Source organism: Pseudoalteromonas thalassia, from assembly GCF_049257215.1.
Lineage (GTDB): Bacteria > Pseudomonadota > Gammaproteobacteria > Enterobacterales > Alteromonadaceae > Pseudoalteromonas > Pseudoalteromonas lipolytica_C.
This window is the reverse complement of sequence record NZ_JBMMUE010000010.1, coordinates 50,595-66,920: the sequence shown is the minus strand read 5'-3', so window position 1 is coordinate 66,920 and position 16,326 is coordinate 50,595. Positions and strand designations below refer to the sequence as shown.

Here is a 16,326-nt window from a genome sequence, read left to right as displayed (position 1 = left end):
CCTTCTCTCTAACTTCTATATATTCGTGTCTGAATTCTAACGTGTAACGGCTAGATTGACAACGAGTGACCAAATGGTAATATGGTCACTCGTTGTCAATTATTGGTAATAATATGCTTATAAAACACTCATTCCTTATGCTTTCTTTAAGCAGTTTGTTAGCTGGTTGTGCTGTTGGGCCTGACTACATCCCTCCGAAACTGTCTACCCCCAATCACTTTTATGGACAGGTCTCTGTTGGCAAACAAGAAACAACGACCGATGCTCATCTACAAGTATGGTGGGAAAAATTTGGTGACAAGCAACTGACTCATTACATCGCCATTGCCCTTGATCAGAACCTTGATTTGGCTCAGGCAACGGCAAGACTGGCTCAAGCCAGAGCAGGGTTGGGTGCTGCGAATGCAGCCCTGCTTCCTTCCGGAGGAATCTCGGGTCAGACAGCTCGCGCCTATCAATCAGTCGAAACTCCTTTGGGACAAGTATTGAACTCATCCCCAAGCTTTGATCGTTATGGCAGCAGTTACGAAACCAACCTGAATGCTAGTTGGGAGCTAGATTTGTTTGGAGGCCTCCGCCGAGACCAAGAGGCGGCTCAAGCTGAGTACCAAGCAACTTCAGCAGGAATTGCGGCAACGCAATTGGCCGTAGCTGCACAAACCGCAAGCATCTACGTCAACATTCGTGCCATACAAGCTCGACTCGACATTGCTCGAAAACAAGTAGAAACCCATCAGCAGATGCTCGATTTGACTAATCTCATTTACAGCAAAGGGTTAGTACCAGAGCGCCAAGTTCATCAAACACAAGCGATGCTCGCTCAATATCAAGCGACTATTCCGATTATGGAGGCAAACCTAGAGACAACAATGAACGCACTAGACGTGATACTGGGGACACCTCCCGGATCACATCGCGCAGAACTTGCTACAAGCGCCCCGCTTCCTTTAATCCCAAAGACTATCAACATGGGGACACCAGGTGACTTGCTCACGCGCCGCCCTGACCTTATCATTGCTGAGCGGCATCTGGCAGCGTCAAATGCAAAGATTGGTGCCGCGATTGCCGAGTATTATCCAAAATTTTCACTGAGTGGGCTGCTGGGTAGTGCGACTTCTATAACTGAAGGAAATTTATTTAGAAACGGCGCTAACCAAGCTGCTGGCATCTTGGGTTTACGTTGGCGCTTGTTTGATTTTGGTCGAATCGATGCTCAAATTGCGCAGGCCAAAGGCCGTGAAACAGAAATGCTTGCTGCCTATAGACTGGCGGTTCTGAAAGCCACTGAAGATGTGGAAAGTGCGTTCATAACATTGGCAAAAAAGGAGCAACAAACTGAGATAGTATCGCAGGGAGTTGATGCGCTTCAACATGCACGTAACGCCTCATTTTCTGCGTACCAGAGGGGAATAAGCAGCAAGTTAGAGGTACTTCAAGCTGATGAACGTTTACTGCGAGCATCGGATGAGGAAACGCTTGCAAGAGCCGAGACTATAATGTCAGCAATAGGTGCGTTTAAAGCACTTGGCGGTGGCTGGCAAGCTGATGATGAAAACCTGTAATGTCAACATCTTCACTTGGGTTAAATTCGAATCAAACGTTATCAATAACAGGAAGGAGCAATACATCCTAGAAGGCCTTTTCATCCCATTAGTGCTCAAGTTGAAGCAATAAGAATCAATACCTAGTATTATTACAAATACTTGGACAACGACTAAGCTTGGTGGGTCGCTCAACGAAATTCGCAAACTTATTGAATCTAGAAGTGCAAACCAATCAAGCACTTTATTATCTAGTATAGGGCCATACAGAAGGAAAAATCGTCGTTAAAATCGCAGACTAGGAGTTTGTCTGCGATGTATTTGAATTTTCAAAACGTATAGATACACGTTTTTGAATCACAGATTAAATGTATTTTGTGCATTGCCACTGACACCCAAAACACGACTTAATATTGCCCACAACCATTTGCTCAAACGTGAGTGATGAAAGGTAGCCTATCGACTTTTAGATATATAAAAAGTATGCAAAGGCAATTAATAATCGCAAAAAAAGTCAGAAAAAGCTTTAGTAAGTAGTTGATTGACACTTTACTAAGGCATTATGTTTATCGGTAAACACCGACAAGTTTATAACTGAGTTATCTTAATTTGGAAATGAGATCAGCCAGCTTATTTACTTGCTGACCCGATTCATCAAAGTTACCTCGGGTAAGCCATGCTTTATATGCATATTTCAATACCGCATACTCACTGTCGAGAAGCGAGTACCAAGCTGTATCTCTGTTTCGTCCTTGGGTTACTTGCAACTGTCGGAAAATGCCCTCAAATGTAAATCCAAAACGTTCCGCAGCGGTTCGAGAAGGCTCGTTTAATGAGTCACACTTCCACTCCAATCGTCGATACCCAAGCTCTCCAAAAATGTAATCTTGTAAAAGGGACATGGCTTCTGTTGAAAGTGGTGTCCGCTGCATTCTTGGAGAGTAAACAACATGACCGATCTCTATTACTCCGTTCGCTTGATCAATACGCATTAAAGAGAGAGTACCCACTGCCCTGTTTGTCGATTTATCGATGACTGTATAATGAAACGGATCACTGAGTCCTTCCATACTTACTAGGAATTCGCGGTATACATCGTACGAACTAAATGGACCGTAAGGCAGATACGTCCAATTTCGATCATCAGAATTATCTTGAAATGCATCAAAGAGCTCTTCAGCATGTCGTGAAGCATCAAGACGTTCTAAACGACAAAACTGTCCTGTAAATGTCGTTTTCTCTGGCTGTTTTGCTTCTGTCCACCCTGTTAAATCTCTACCTATGGGCTGCTGAAATTCATTTAATCTTACTGCCACTTCACTTTCCTATTTTGTGTTTCTAGGTGAACCCAAAATAAAAGAACCATGGTATGATAAAAAGAGCCACATATAATATATTTTATGGTACCACGAGGATGATTGACATTACTGGCGTTCTTGAACCTTATGCAAAGACACCAACTGGCGAGAAAATCTCTTTACATAAACAATTAGTAGAACGATTACAGAGAGCTATTTTGTCAGGGCGTTTACCTTCAGGAGTTGTGCTCTCTTCTTCCCGAACTCTCGCGTCTGAACTTGGCATCTCACGCAATACTGTCGTATTGGCCTACGAACACTTAGCGGCAGAAGGGTATGTTATTGCGGATCAACAAGGCACAAGAGTTGCCAAATTGAACCTTCAAAGTGAGGTTTTAAATTCTGATATAGAAACGAAAGAAAAACCATTTACCTTAGCCAATCGGTGGGAAACATTTTCAGATGTTAGTTCTCAATCACTGCCAACAGCCGCACTTTTAGCTCCAGGATTACCCTCCCTGACGGACTTTCCATTGGCATTATGGCGGCGTTCACTCGAGCGTGCTGTAAAACAGCTTTATCGTCATTCGTTAGCAAGTAAAGATCCTCTTGGTGAACAGTCGCTAAGAAAAGCGATTGCAGTACACCTGCAAATTTCGCGGGGAGTTCAATGCGATGCTGAGCAAGTTGTTATTACTGAGGGAGCGCAGCAAGCCCTTGAACTCTGTGTGAAGTTAATGACTAATCCTGACGATACAATATGGATAGAAGACCCCTGTTATAACGGAGCTAAGTCTGTATTAGATATCGAAACGTTTAAAATAATCCCTATTCCTGTAGATAAAGAGGGGATTTCCGTTCCTCATGATCTGTGGTTAACCAATGTTCCCAAGTTGGTTTTTACCTCTCCAGCTCATCAATATCCGACAGGATCCGTACTCTCAGTGTCGCGCAGGCTTGAACTTCTTGACCAGGCCAGAAAAGCAGGCTCTTGGATCATAGAAGATGACTACGACGGTGATTTTCGCCACTTAGGCTCACCTATTGCCAGCATGCAAGGGTTAATAAACAATTCTCCTGTGATTTATATTGGTTCATTTAGTAAAACGATGTATCCCACATTAAGAATCGGCTTTATGGTTCTTCCAAAACAAATAATGAACCAAGCAGCTCCTGTCCTATCAAAATTGCTAAGGAGTAGCAATCAGATCCAACAAACTGCACTTGCTGATTTTATGACAAGTGGCGAGTTTGGACGTCATCTTGGACGAATGAGGCGTATTTATAGAGAGAGACAGAAAGTATTGAAAACAGCACTGGTTCAACACTTTAAACAGAATTGGATACTTGGCGGCAGTGCAGGAATGCATTTGACTTTAAAGTTGCCAGTAAGTATCGATGATAAATATATTGCAAGGAAAGCACAGGAACTAGGCATTAACGTGCATGCTCTTTCTACATTTTATAGTAAAGCTCAGTCCAACCATAGTGGATTAGTCATTGGCTATGGAAATACTCACAAGGATAAAATACCTGAGGCGGTAGATATTCTTTCCAAATTAATAAAATTTAAGGAGTATAAATTTTAATACCCTAAAAATACCGATAAACAGCCCCAAACAAAGACCAAATCAACACAAGTACAAGTAAACTGATATCGAGAGAACTCTATTCATTTAATTGAGCCACTTAAAAACATAGAATTGGCCACTTTCTCTAATTGCTTAATAGAAGAACGGTAATTAAGCGCTTACCTATTACATTAGTAATTGCATCGTGAAACACTCTGAATTGAGTGCAACTGAAATGAATGCTCAACTCATTTTGAGGTAAAGGCAGCGCAAGAAAACTGCCTACGTTAAATCAATAATCGTTTTCTCTCGATACCTAAATGGCGTCTTCAATCTCTATTCCCAAATATCTGATGGTGGTATCAGTTTTTGTATGACCAACTAGTAACTGAACGGTCCGTATATTTTTGGTTCGAGCATTTACCAAAGTAGCTTTAGTGATATATGTCATCCGCCAACTTTTTCAGCTCAGTATTTAAAAGAACCTCCCCATCTTTGGGTGATTCTAATGTCACATTGTGATTATTTAGTGGCTGCGGTAAATTTTCAGAAATAACCTTCATAACACGTCCCTGTTTCAGTTACATGGTTTTGTATCGGCCTATTTTTATAATTCTTTAAAGCTTAAATGCTGCTAGTTTGATGTTAACTCATCACTGGACAAAAGTGAGTTAGATTAATTTGTAAGACTCACCTTTTAGAAAATTCATTTCTAAATCATAAAAACTGTAGAGTAGCGATGATTACGCAACAATACACTCATGATCTTGTGCTCATGATTTACTCATCCAACCGCTCAAAAAACGCATGGGTTCTTTCACCATAAGGCCCTAGTTCAATAGGTACCTCAGTAAAGCTATCTATCTCATTCGCAACAATAACCTTCACTTCAACATTAGGAACTTTTTCACGAATATTATCAGTAATTTCTTCTATTTTTGCCTTGTACTCATCTATATCAGCCTGCTCTTGGCAGTATTGCTCACAGATAAGAAAGGCTATATCAGGGGACAACCTTTGGATTTCATCAATAAACGCAGCGACTTCGTGAGGGTTATCTACAAAGCTAGCTGCACTTAGTTTAACTTCTGCCGCAACAAATTTACCATCAATGACAGCAAGTAAATCAAGCTCATTATTCTCATTGCCTTCGCGATTTTTAAAGAGGTTAATTTCGGGTAAATAAAATGCCTGTGCACGACGGAAAACATCCATTAAATGATCGATTGCCCAAAGTACGGTCAATCCATTTTGCTCAATAAGTGCGGAGGTTATAAACGGAGCAACTTTGTATTTCCACTCCATATCAATTGGCGTTTTATGCAGCTTATTACAAATTGAGCAATTGTTATCCAGTTTGATTGTGTCTAGAGTCAATCCATTTTCATTACCGCAGTATGAACAACGCCATCTGTATTCCTGAATTAATATGTTTTGATGAACTAAGTATTCGATGGTGTCTTTAAGGTTATTTTTTAAATACTGTTTTGTTTTACCAACGTTTCCAAGTCTCATTTGATCAGTAATGTGTGCGAGGCTTACAGGAGTATTTTGATCAATTATCGATGTAAGCTTATTAAGAGAAAATGACTCTTTTTCATTACCTATCGACTTTCTAACTATTTTTCGCCAGTAAGAATTAGCTAAGATGCCCGCATGAGACAGGTCGCCGTTAAACAATGAGATAACACCACGATGTTTTTGACCTTTATCGGACAATTCTAAGTCATAGTATTTGTCAGTGACCAATTGTATACGCATATCATGTTCAAACCTTATCCTATGGGTATACTCTAGAACGAGACACTGCAATACTTCTTCTTCATTAGGTATTGACAAAGAAATAGTTAACTCATGTTTTGGTATTCCATTAAAAATTTGTCGTGGAGCATCAGGGATTGCGGTAATGAAACCATGTCTAGATACTTTCGCACGATTTTTAGTGAATGCTAATGTCGCCTCAAGTCGTCTCGGTAGCTTCCAATCATTGAAACCATCTACCACTTCATAATTTTCTTTTGGTTTCTCTATCTGTAGGTTAGAGACACACTGCCCTGTTTTAAAATCATATAGATCAGGCGTTAGATATTTAAAGTGCTCGACTTCATTTACTACAAACTTATTATTGCGCTCATAGACTTTTAGAGAGCTTGTTATTCCTGACTCAATACTATAATGATCACTGAATGCTCGCTCACTCGGTAATGCAGGACTGTCGAACTTGTCTGGCACTGTAACATGACTATGAGTATAGTTTTGCAGTTGTTGGGCTAGTTGTTGGCAGTCCTCTTTGGCAATAGATAAGCTTCGTAAGCTTAAAGAATTAGGGCCTTTACCTTGCCCTTTGAAATTATGAGCATTAATAAACGTACCTAATGCTATTAAAAAGTTATTGTCATCAAGATGAGATTTTGAAATACAGAGAGCGCTGAAATCATGTTGTTCGTTATTTTTAGACAACAACCTGCTGTTCCAAAAATTCAGCCGATCTGCTGCGGTATCGCCAACAAATAAATTAAAACTATTTGACCAGTCATAATCATTTGGGTGGTTAATCATTGATGCATGAATGCTCGAAAGCATTGAGAAAGTTTTGACCTGTTTTTGGGATAATCTGCCCAAAAGTTCAGCTAAGCTATGACAACGCTCATCACCAACATTGTTATATATGGGCAGATCTTGTGCACAATAACAAACAGTGCCGAAAATATTCTGCCGCCCTAGATTAGAACCACCACCACCCTGAGATATACCAAAGTTATCTGGTAAGAATCGATATTCATCATTTTCATAGTGTTGCGTTATGTACATATTTGGCTGAGTTTCATTTGACCAACCTTGGTACTTCGCATAAGGACTGCTAATTGTAGAAATTGCTCTAATAGGAACAAAGCCATAAGGCCAACTAGGAATGAATTGATTCCACCTCTCAACTTCACCATGAACTTCATGCTTTATCATTTCAATAGGTAGAGATTTCTCATTGATTATATTGATTTGTTCTGGTGTTAGATCTACATAGGAATAAACAAAATCCGGATCATATTGTTCTAGCCAGTCTAAATATCTATCAGGTATGAAAGCGTCATTACTGAAAGGGATTAATAAAGATTTAATACCACCCCAACGAGAGTATGCTTCGTCAAAAATACCATCTAAAATCCACTGAGTGTTGTCATCAGCTAAAGGAACAATAAATGCAACTTTAACTGGACGATTTGAGTATCTTACATTGACGCTTTTTTTATTTTCCATTTAGCAAAACTTATCAAAACCATAGTCCTGTTAGCACTCTGCAATAGTATTGAAGTTAGGTCAAATTGTTCGTCATAAAAAGAAGTTATAACGCTTGCTAACACGTTTTGGGGCAAAAACGAGTAAACAAAAAGGCGAACCTTTCGGTTCGCCTTTTTAGTGTTCTACTAGCTAGATTGTCACAATCTTAATTACCTGTCACAGACTTCATTAAAACTGTCACAATCTTCATTACCAGTTATCAAATCATGATCACGGCAGAACTAGTCGGAAACTCAGCCCCTGTATTTTTCAATAACTTACGAGAAACCTTGTTACAAACCTAGTTGGAAACTTTGCCATATTTTTCAATGAAAAAAACAAGGCGTTGTGCAATAGTATTTGGAAACCTCTTGAAAGCCTTTATTTAAAAGGCTTTCAAGGCCATGGGCTTAAACACCTGTTTTAGAGTCACATGCTGTGACTTGTTCACGTTCCCTATCCCATTTTTCTTCTATGAACATAGAATTAAATGCAACTCCAATTACGATCACTCCAATAATAGCAGTAACTTTACTTGTATGCTCACCAAAAGCAGAATCTATTTCCGACCTTAAATTGCTGCAAAATAGCTTTACAGAATAATAGAAAATTGTTGCCAATGCCGCCATACCTAGCGCTATAGTTAAGGAAGCTCCAAGGGGACCTATTCTGTTTGCATCAATGCTAGCTGGTACAGCAATACCGATCATAACTCCCGCCAATATTGCCGATATAGCAAATCCAGTATGCGACAATGTCCTAATAACTACAGCGAAAAAAGAAGTTAATCGTTCCCATCGATAAAACAACAAACTAAAACCAAAGACAAAAAGTAATATGTATAAACATAGTTTTAGCCCTGTTAATTGCATAAATTCATCTATAGCGTTAAGAAACACACCGTTCCATTGTTTATCGGCCAATAAAGTAAATAGACCTAGAAAAAACGTTAGATACATCGGGGCAAATGCTAGCTTTAAGAACTCACCAATAGCCTGACCAGAAGATAAGTTAGTTATGTATTCCAAGCTAAATGACTCTTTTACATCGCCATATAACTCACACAACTTTTTTCCAACCGACTTATTTACAGACTGTTCGGCTTTACCATCTTTGCCATGTTGATCTATCATATGTTGAAGCTCCAATTTATATGATTATTAAAAATAAAAAACTCTATAGCTCAGCTTGGCCCCTATAATTGAACCTGCTACTAACAGTGGATATTTCACTTTATCAACAACTGAATTGATTGCTGATATTGGCCCAGTCACAGGTTCTTCACTATGAGTTAAAAAGGTTATTAGTGAGAACTCAAAATTAATACAGACACCCAGAAAAACGAGTGTTACAGCGATAAATCCCGGTAAGATAAAGTCACTTTTCCCGAAGGTACAGACAAGTAGGGATAACAGCCCAGAATAAAGCCAACCACCTAACAACACACCAAAAATAAGAAAACCAATCAATTCTAAAAACACCATGCTCTTACTCCATAATTTATGCAGCCAGAATTGATTCTTTAAAATTAATTGAGGGTGATGTATCAGAAATGCATGGGATAGCTATAGACCATGCATACTTGATATCAGCATGTTTTTCATATTGATAAATAGCCAAACGTGGTAAGTTGCGCTTGTCATATACTTGGCCGAACCTAAAAGACACGCTATTTTGTGAAGCTAAAATTAAGTGTATTTTGTCAACTCCACGCTCTTGCAATGATTTACAAAACTCTAAAAAGTCTCCAGCAAGCCTGTTTTGCTTAGCTCTAGACCAATGATTATTTCTATTTCTTTTGGGCAGAGTTAAATAATGAATTGATTTTCCGTCAAATTCGGACTCTATAGCAACCTTGTCCACTAAATATGAAAATGAAATAGCGATAACGGCCTCAGGTGTAGCTATATCGTTACTCGTAATACCAAACGTCTCAAAGTCATCTTCTTCATCCACTTCTTTCCAACTAGATTCGTCACGATCCCAGTCATATATCGATATATTTGTCTCGTCGTCTAGCATATATCCAGTATAAAAAGCAAAGGGGACAGGCATAATGCCGCCATAGGCAATCGATATATCGCTTGAATTCAAGCGTTCCTTACGTACTTGAATATCGTTATTTAAGTGTTGAAGTTTTAACAGAGCCAAATCAGGGCGAGTAATAACGTTATTGGTAATCCTTTCACGAACATCGTTTATTACCGATTCCGTATTTATATTTGAATGGGAAGCTATATAATCTTCCAGTGGCGTGTCAGTGGTATCAAGAAGCCCTCTTTGCTCAATAACAATTATCTTCTTCCTAGCCCTTAACTTAGATTCATCGATATAGCATTTAAACTCCCAGAGCAATCCTCCAATAAATGCAGCACAACCTAATAGAAACCCTATTAGCGCGATGAAAGCACCTACATGTGAAGAGTGATAGTTAACTTTAAAAAAATGCTCGCTGTCATAATAAGTTACGAACATTGCCCAGCTTCCAGTTAAAGAAACCGTCATCAAAAAGAATCCAGACCTAGCGGCATATAAAGCTGGGGACTTCTTTCTAAAAAGCCAGTCAGTAGCCTTTTTAATAAAATAGTTAACAGAAGCCATCATTCAAGTACCTCTAATGATCCATCATGCTCTACACCGCCACCATGCCAATTTTCAGTTGAAAGCCAACATTCAAAATAAAACAACCAAGCAGAGGCCCAAGGGATAAAAGTATCGGCAACAAACATCGTTGGCTGCCACTCGCTTACTTTATTCAGTTTTTTAACTTTTGGCAGATACAAGCAAAGCTGTGTCCCTTTAATACTTGTATTATTTTGATAAGTGTGTGGAATAGCTTCACCAGAGGCCAATACCTTTAAATCTGGCTCTGTCACAATACAAACTGGCAATTTATTTAAGGTATACTTTATTATTACCTTGTAGAGCCTTGAAAGTGGTGTTGGTTGCAAATAGCCTGTCCATTGAACAGTCTTATCATTATCCAAAATCGCCACATCACCTTTACAGCAAGACTTAAAAGCTATGTATTGGTCTGCGATACTAATGACAGGATTCTCTAATTGAGAAAGAATTGATGACTTAGTCGCCATAAAACTGATTCCTGCGAACAGGTGTGATCGCTTGGGTAACATTTGCGCTAGCGCTTTTTGATTGCGTCACGGTCAATGCTCCACTTCCTAAGATAACGCTGAGCTTGTCCTTTTCTCTTGCATTGTTTATTTCTGCAATATACTTATCACGAGTCATTGCAACCGCACGAGAGCCAAACGAACTTGAAAGCGATGAAAACAAATTATCTAAACCATTTTTTTCATCCGATATCATATTTTCAAAAGAAAGTACCGCAGCTTTATGCCATTCAAAAAAAGCTTGCTGAAGCTTAAATCCCTCATTGTCTTTGACACGATTCCACTTTTCTGCATAGTTCTCTGCTCTCATTGCAGGATTTGCTACTAATATTTGACCAAGCTCGCTTTCGATGTGATGTGGCATCAACTCAATAACATCCAAAATTAAATCAAATTCATTATCATATTCTTTGCCTGCTTCAACTACTTCTTTGTATGCCTTGCTAGCTAACGTTGTTAGAAGAACTGAAATTGGTTTGAATTGGGCATATATATTGCCTTTATCTTGTGCCCATACATCCCTATGGCGCTTTATTATTTGAACAATACGATTCAATAAGTGTTTAATGCTTTGGTCAGGTAATTCCTCAACAGACCTCGAATTCAAAGCTGCGTATAGTGATTTTTGAACCACAAGTTTAGGTTTAAGTAGACAACATTGATCGAAAGTTGATGCCATTCCTTCAGGGTTTGATTCTTTAAATTCACTTCGCTTATCAACAACCCAAAGTGGATACCCGAGTAGCTGTGCTGAGTCATATTCTTTGGCAGGTGTTATATCTAAATGATAATCGCCTTTGTAATTGATACGAAAACCACGCGGCAGCTCCTCCAACAACTCACCATATACGTTGTGCTTCAGTAAGTGCTGTTTTACAACACTAACGATTTCATCACGACTGGCATTTTTCGCATTTGGCAGAAACAAAATGAGATCTACATCAAACTCATCTCGCCCTAACGGTTTGACCGCAGTCCTTAACCTAACCGAGCCTTGTGCGTAGACTTTTGCACCTTCTAATAACGGTTCATCGCAACTCGCTAAGTAGCTTCCAACAGCTTTGTAAGCTGTTTCTATTCGCTCTCGCTGGGTATCTGTTAAATCCAATCCAGAAAAAATTCGATCAATAACATCAGTGAGCATTATCTTTTGTTGTCTACTCAAATTTCGAGCATTAGTGAATAACGCTGGCATGTAACCTCCTTCAAAATTAAAACCTTAATTCAAACGTGTCATTGCAAGGTCAATAACAATTTTCACGCCAACAAAATTTACAATACTTTTCAATAACTTAAATATCAAACAACAACAAGATTGGTAAATTAAATATCCAGTTAGTAATTTTATTTACATTTATAATTTACCAACTAATGGTAACCCCTTCGGCGTGGTAGAATCACAAATTAAATGACTCAAATAAGCGCACCCGCCAATTAATACAAAGCCTCGTATCAACTTTTCAAAGTTTGTATCTGGAGACCATTTGTATACTTTAAGTATTGCTGCAATAGATGCTGTCATTACCGTATAACTGTGAAAAAATTGACGGTGATTAGGGTTCAATGCTGGCTCTATGATATCCGGCAATTTTCCTGATATCGCACCGATAAAAGCCCCAAATGCTGGGTTATGGCTTATTTGGTGCTTATCTTTATCAATAAGTGCTACCCCAAGTCCTACTCCAGCTCCAACTAACATATGCGTTTTGCCATTTGGCATAAACTCTCCTAAATCTTGAAAAATAAAATTATTACAACCCCTAACCTTTTGGTGGAAAAGGATCATTTCCGTAGCTGTTTTTTTCACGGATCTTTCCGCTTTGTCCATGAATCAACATCTCAGAGCGTTGGTTCTGCGCAATACTCTTAGCATGTTCAATTGCTTCAGCCTGTGTCGAGTGAATAGATGTAGCTCTTGAGTTTCCGGCCCCTTTAACAGCCCAACCTAACTCATGTGGTACTACATGTTGGTTTTTTCCGCTCATTTTTTACTCCTTACATAATTAACATTATCGTTAGATTAATCTAACGAAATAATTAGATCAAGACAAATCTATATATTTGTGTTAGATTTATCTAACTGTCATTTCGCTATGGATGCATTAAAAATGTCGTTAGGGTCAAAACTTAAAGAACTTCGTCTAAATAAAGGTAAATCTCTTCAAGAAGTAGCTGATAGTGTAGGAGCTTCAAAGCCCCATATATGGGAATTAGAGAGGGGAACTTCAAAAAATCCTTCTCTTGAGCTAGTCAATAATCTAGCAAAATACTATTCTGTTACTATCGATTATCTCACTGGTGCATCAGAAGAAAATGATGCCATCCAAGCTTTTGCTAGAAGCATCGCAGATAAAAACTTATCTGAGTCTGATTTGTTTATTTTAGAGAACTTAGCCAAGGAATTAGAGAAAAAAAATAGTAATGGGAATTAACATTGAGCTAATGGAACTAGCCGATCTTACTCGGCCTTCAGAAATAGTTGACGAAATTTTAAAACAAAATCCGAATATTTCGTTCCCTATACCTTTAGAAACAATTGCAGAAGTAGTTGGTATCAGAGATATCCGCTACACGGCTTTAGAAAGTTTAGAAGGTGCGTTAGTTGCAAACGAAGAAAAAAGTCAGGGAATAATTGTTGTAAACCAAAATACCATTCCTACAAAACAACGATTCACTGTGGGCCATGAACTTGGACATTTTTTAATTCCTAGGCATGGGCACAATATGCAATGCTCACCAAAGGACTTAAAAGCAAGGCCAAATAGAAATTCGAAGCTCTTGGATATAGAGTCAGAAGCTAATTTATTTTCCTCAAAATTGCTGATGCCTCATAAACTAATCACGCAACGAGGGTTCATTGATAAGGCTCCAAGCTTCGAAAATATCTTAAACCTTAAATCACTTTGTGACGTAAGTCTTCAAGCTTGTGCAAACAACTATATTAATTTGCATGGCGATCATTTGGCGATCATTATTTCAAAAGATAAAAAGATTTCATATGGCCTAAATTGCAGCAATAACCCGCTATGGTTAAATGCAAATAAAGGAAGCATAATACCTGTTCATAGCCATACAGCATCTGTCGATTTAGCTAAAATAAACACTATTACGAGCAGTGAAGTTGGTATTGACACTTGGTTTTCGCCTTCAAACAGGCTTAAGTACCCAGAAACAATAATTGAAGAAACACTAGTGCAGGAAAATGGATGGGCTGCTACGTTACTTTGGATTGAAGATATAGAAGAAATCTAAAGATAGCCTATTCTGTGTAAATTAAATTAAATTTGCTCTGGAAGTATAGCTTTTCCTCCTAAGGAGTAAGTTTTAAGTGCCGCAAGCCGCTCCATTTCATCTACATCACAATGTAAATGCACTTTACATCGAAAAATAATTTTCTTAACTATTCGATTTTCTCTTCTGGCCTGCTCCGTTGGCACTAAAACTTCGGTTCGAACATCGATGCTTTTTCTCTGGCAGGCAGAACATTGAGCATTTTTAAAATCAATTAGTTTGTTAGCCATATTTCACTCCTAGTGAACAAATTTTGACGTTGCATCATTTAGAGTTTTAATTTGTTCTGGGCTAAACCCATTTCTAAGTAATTCAAAATCACTTAACTGAATAACCGAATGCTTACCCTCACCTAGTGTCTGGTAAATGCTACCACTATGCGTTCTTATCAACTGGTTACTTGGCTGCCTCTCAATGATCCTTGACGTACATATGTAGTCGCCTTTAAAAAATCTAAATGTCATATCCTCAACACATGTCGCCCAGAGCACATCACCAATGTGCTCGTCTTTATCCATTACTGAAACAATTTGCCAATCTGAAACGATAGTATTCATGTGTTGAACTCCTGCGTAGGTTGTCCAACAATAGTAAAAAATACCCAGTTAAAAATATAATGAATGCATGGATCTAATTCTTAACTATTTTATTACCTATTGAATTTGAAAGGATTAAAGTTGCCTGTTTCATTGTCTCAGGTAACTTATTCGCATCATGAAGCAACCAACCATGCCCTCCTAACGCTCTGTCCAACTCAGATAATGATTCGAATGTCCCCGGTAAACACTTAACTTTTATAGCGAGAAATTTATCTCTTGCGGCCCAATCGACTGAAGGGTAATACTTTTTAATTAGAGATGATGGTAAGTTTTGATACAACCACTGGCGGTCATTCTTGTAAAGCCACATATAACAACTAAATGACCGTTTTAATTCGTTTCGCGTAATTTGAGGATTGGTCTCAATAGCTTGCAATAGAGCACTGCGGTTTTTGGCTCTTCGTTTTGCCATGACCAAATGATGACGCCAATGAGATAAACCTTGGTGGCTTTGAATAAGTTGCTCAACAGTGCTAACCGATACATCATGATGTTTTGCAATATCAGCTCTATGCCATCCAACAAATGCTTTTCGCCAAACATCTCGCTCTATATCATCGGTTAACTTCCATCGACGTCGATCAATTTCGTAATTATTACGAAGTGCGAGTTGTTTTACGTAGCCAACTGATACTCCTAAGCTAGCGCTTATCTTTCTCAGGCTGCTGCCATCATCAATAAGCTTAAATACATTACTTTCCAATGCTGAGTCTTGCTGCTTTAAAGGCTCATAAGCGGTTTTGGGTGCTTTACTCAAAGCAAAAAAATCTTCGGGTGATTTTGCGAGATAAGCCATTAGCAAAACGTGTTTTAAATAATGGACTGGACGTCGCTCATGAATGATATCCGCCACATAATTAAAGTTACACAACTCAAGAGGTATCAGTTCTTCAGTAGCTTCGAATAGCTCTTTCCAATAGTTAAACAATTCATCTACCAAAAAACGCATTCTTATGTGCCCACATTTGGTTAAAAAGCCTTTTATCGTCAACCACTCGGTATACAAATCAATCACGCTACGAGGCAGTTTGTCATCCTGAAGTAAACGGTATAATTTAGTAACAAAGATTGATAGGCGGACTGCTTTATCATTTGGTTCCAATAAGATTGGTTCACCGCCTTCTGGCAAACAGTAGTGTCTATTAATACCTCCTTCCCCTGAATTTAGATAAAGTAATGGTTCTCCATGCTCAGGGCAGTGGCTTACAGCGTATAGTTGATGTTCGATTCGCCAAGGTAATGTACCTAACTTGTCAAAAGACTCTTCGATACACTTTGTGCAATATCGGTGTTGTTTGGCTAATCGCAGCGATGATTGAGCTTGCAATGAATAACTCGTAATCAACTGTCCCTTTGGTGATAAGAGTACTTTCTTTAGCTTAGAAGCTTGGTTTGACAATGAAAACGCGTAGAGAGGATAACCTGTCGCATGAGAAAGCAAGTATTCAGGCTCTACGTTGAAGAATTGCGCTATCGCCTTGATATTATTGGGTAACACGGAATGAAGCCGCACGTGTGTGCGGCCAAATATATCTAAATTTGTCTGTTTCCAGCTCCGATTACCGCTGGCAACATGGTAATTAGTGATCAATCCATAAATTGACTCACCTTTCATATAA

16 protein-coding genes and 1 pseudogene are annotated in these 16,326 nt (G+C 38.7%); 4 read left to right on the top strand and 13 right to left on the bottom strand.

Going from position 1 to position 16,326, the window contains the following annotated elements; all coding sequences use genetic code 11:
- The first annotated feature begins 113 nt into the window (after nucleotides 1-113).
- The gene (locus AAEU31_RS12890) at nucleotides 114-1,562 is read left to right on the top strand and encodes an efflux transporter outer membrane subunit (RefSeq protein WP_421967404.1); all 1,449 of its coding nucleotides are present in this window, start codon (nucleotides 114-116) and stop codon (nucleotides 1,560-1,562) included.
- Nucleotides 1,563-2,140: 578 nt separating this feature from the next.
- Here the strand turns inward: AAEU31_RS12890 and AAEU31_RS12885 are convergent.
- Complete coding sequence (locus AAEU31_RS12885; RefSeq protein WP_421967403.1) at nucleotides 2,141-2,857, bottom strand: GNAT family N-acetyltransferase; 717 nt, start codon at nucleotides 2,855-2,857, stop codon at nucleotides 2,141-2,143.
- A gap of 98 nt (nucleotides 2,858-2,955) precedes the next feature.
- Between AAEU31_RS12885 and pdxR the strand changes: the two genes are divergently transcribed.
- Nucleotides 2,956-4,428: a MocR-like pyridoxine biosynthesis transcription factor PdxR gene (gene pdxR, locus AAEU31_RS12880; protein ID WP_421967402.1), complete on the top strand. Its 1,473-nt coding sequence runs from the start codon at nucleotides 2,956-2,958 to the stop codon at nucleotides 4,426-4,428.
- A 298-nt stretch (nucleotides 4,429-4,726) separates the two neighbouring features.
- On the opposite strand, the pseudogene AAEU31_RS12875 reads toward pdxR, so the two are convergent.
- The 9 genes and pseudogenes from AAEU31_RS12875 to AAEU31_RS12835 form a co-directional block, all read right to left on the bottom strand.
- A pseudogene (locus tag AAEU31_RS12875) lies at nucleotides 4,727-4,849 on the bottom strand (integrase); the annotation flags it as partial.
- A 341-nt stretch (nucleotides 4,850-5,190) separates the two neighbouring features.
- A complete protein-coding gene (locus tag AAEU31_RS12870) occupies nucleotides 5,191-7,665 on the bottom strand; it encodes a hypothetical protein (RefSeq protein WP_421967401.1) in 2,475 nt (824 codons plus the stop codon).
- 431 nt (nucleotides 7,666-8,096) lie between these two features.
- Entirely contained in the window at nucleotides 8,097-8,819 is a 723-nt protein-coding gene (locus AAEU31_RS12865) for a hypothetical protein (protein ID WP_421967400.1), read from the bottom strand.
- A 27-nt stretch (nucleotides 8,820-8,846) separates the two neighbouring features.
- Nucleotides 8,847-9,170 (bottom strand): hypothetical protein, encoded by a 324-nt coding sequence (locus tag AAEU31_RS12860; RefSeq protein ID WP_421967399.1) that lies wholly within the window; start codon nucleotides 9,168-9,170, stop codon nucleotides 8,847-8,849.
- 16 nt (nucleotides 9,171-9,186) lie between these two features.
- Nucleotides 9,187-10,290, bottom strand: coding sequence for an SAVED domain-containing protein (locus tag AAEU31_RS12855; protein WP_421967398.1), 1,104 nt, complete (start codon nucleotides 10,288-10,290; stop codon nucleotides 9,187-9,189).
- A complete protein-coding gene (locus AAEU31_RS12850; protein ID WP_421967397.1) occupies nucleotides 10,287-10,778 on the bottom strand; it encodes a type II CBASS E2 protein in 492 nt (163 codons plus the stop codon). Before AAEU31_RS12850 ends, AAEU31_RS12855 begins: the two co-directional genes overlap by 4 nt.
- Complete coding sequence (locus AAEU31_RS12845) at nucleotides 10,768-12,012, bottom strand: nucleotidyltransferase domain-containing protein (protein ID WP_421967396.1); 1,245 nt, start codon at nucleotides 12,010-12,012, stop codon at nucleotides 10,768-10,770. The genes AAEU31_RS12850 and AAEU31_RS12845 overlap by 11 nt, the downstream gene beginning before the upstream one ends.
- Nucleotides 12,013-12,171: 159 nt before the next feature.
- Nucleotides 12,172-12,624 (bottom strand): metal-dependent hydrolase, encoded by a 453-nt coding sequence (locus AAEU31_RS12840; RefSeq protein ID WP_421967395.1) that lies wholly within the window; start codon nucleotides 12,622-12,624, stop codon nucleotides 12,172-12,174.
- Nucleotides 12,578-12,802 (bottom strand): DUF2188 domain-containing protein, encoded by a 225-nt coding sequence (locus AAEU31_RS12835; protein WP_421967394.1) that lies wholly within the window; start codon nucleotides 12,800-12,802, stop codon nucleotides 12,578-12,580. Before AAEU31_RS12835 ends, AAEU31_RS12840 begins: the two co-directional genes overlap by 47 nt.
- A 108-nt stretch (nucleotides 12,803-12,910) precedes the next feature.
- Here AAEU31_RS12835 and AAEU31_RS12830 point away from each other — a divergent pair, with 108 nt between their 5' ends.
- Nucleotides 12,911-13,249 (top strand): helix-turn-helix domain-containing protein, encoded by a 339-nt coding sequence (locus AAEU31_RS12830; RefSeq protein WP_421967393.1) that lies wholly within the window; start codon nucleotides 12,911-12,913, stop codon nucleotides 13,247-13,249.
- 10 nt (nucleotides 13,250-13,259) lie between these two features.
- The gene (locus AAEU31_RS12825; protein WP_421967392.1) at nucleotides 13,260-14,069 is read left to right on the top strand and encodes an ImmA/IrrE family metallo-endopeptidase; all 810 of its coding nucleotides are present in this window, start codon (nucleotides 13,260-13,262) and stop codon (nucleotides 14,067-14,069) included.
- A gap of 26 nt (nucleotides 14,070-14,095) precedes the next feature.
- Here AAEU31_RS12825 and AAEU31_RS12820 read toward each other — a convergent pair whose 3' ends face one another.
- The 3 genes from AAEU31_RS12820 to AAEU31_RS12810 all read right to left on the bottom strand — a co-directional run bounded on the left by AAEU31_RS12820 (nucleotide 14,096) and on the right by AAEU31_RS12810 (nucleotide 16,322).
- Nucleotides 14,096-14,338 (bottom strand): hypothetical protein, encoded by a 243-nt coding sequence (locus AAEU31_RS12820; protein ID WP_421967391.1) that lies wholly within the window; start codon nucleotides 14,336-14,338, stop codon nucleotides 14,096-14,098.
- 9 nt (nucleotides 14,339-14,347) lie between these two features.
- Nucleotides 14,348-14,665: a hypothetical protein gene (locus tag AAEU31_RS12815; RefSeq protein WP_421967390.1), complete on the bottom strand. Its 318-nt coding sequence runs from the start codon at nucleotides 14,663-14,665 to the stop codon at nucleotides 14,348-14,350.
- Nucleotides 14,666-14,738: 73 nt separating this feature from the next.
- Complete coding sequence (locus tag AAEU31_RS12810) at nucleotides 14,739-16,322, bottom strand: TnsD family Tn7-like transposition protein (protein ID WP_421967389.1); 1,584 nt, start codon at nucleotides 16,320-16,322, stop codon at nucleotides 14,739-14,741.
- Nucleotides 16,323-16,326: the final 4 nt, after the last annotated feature.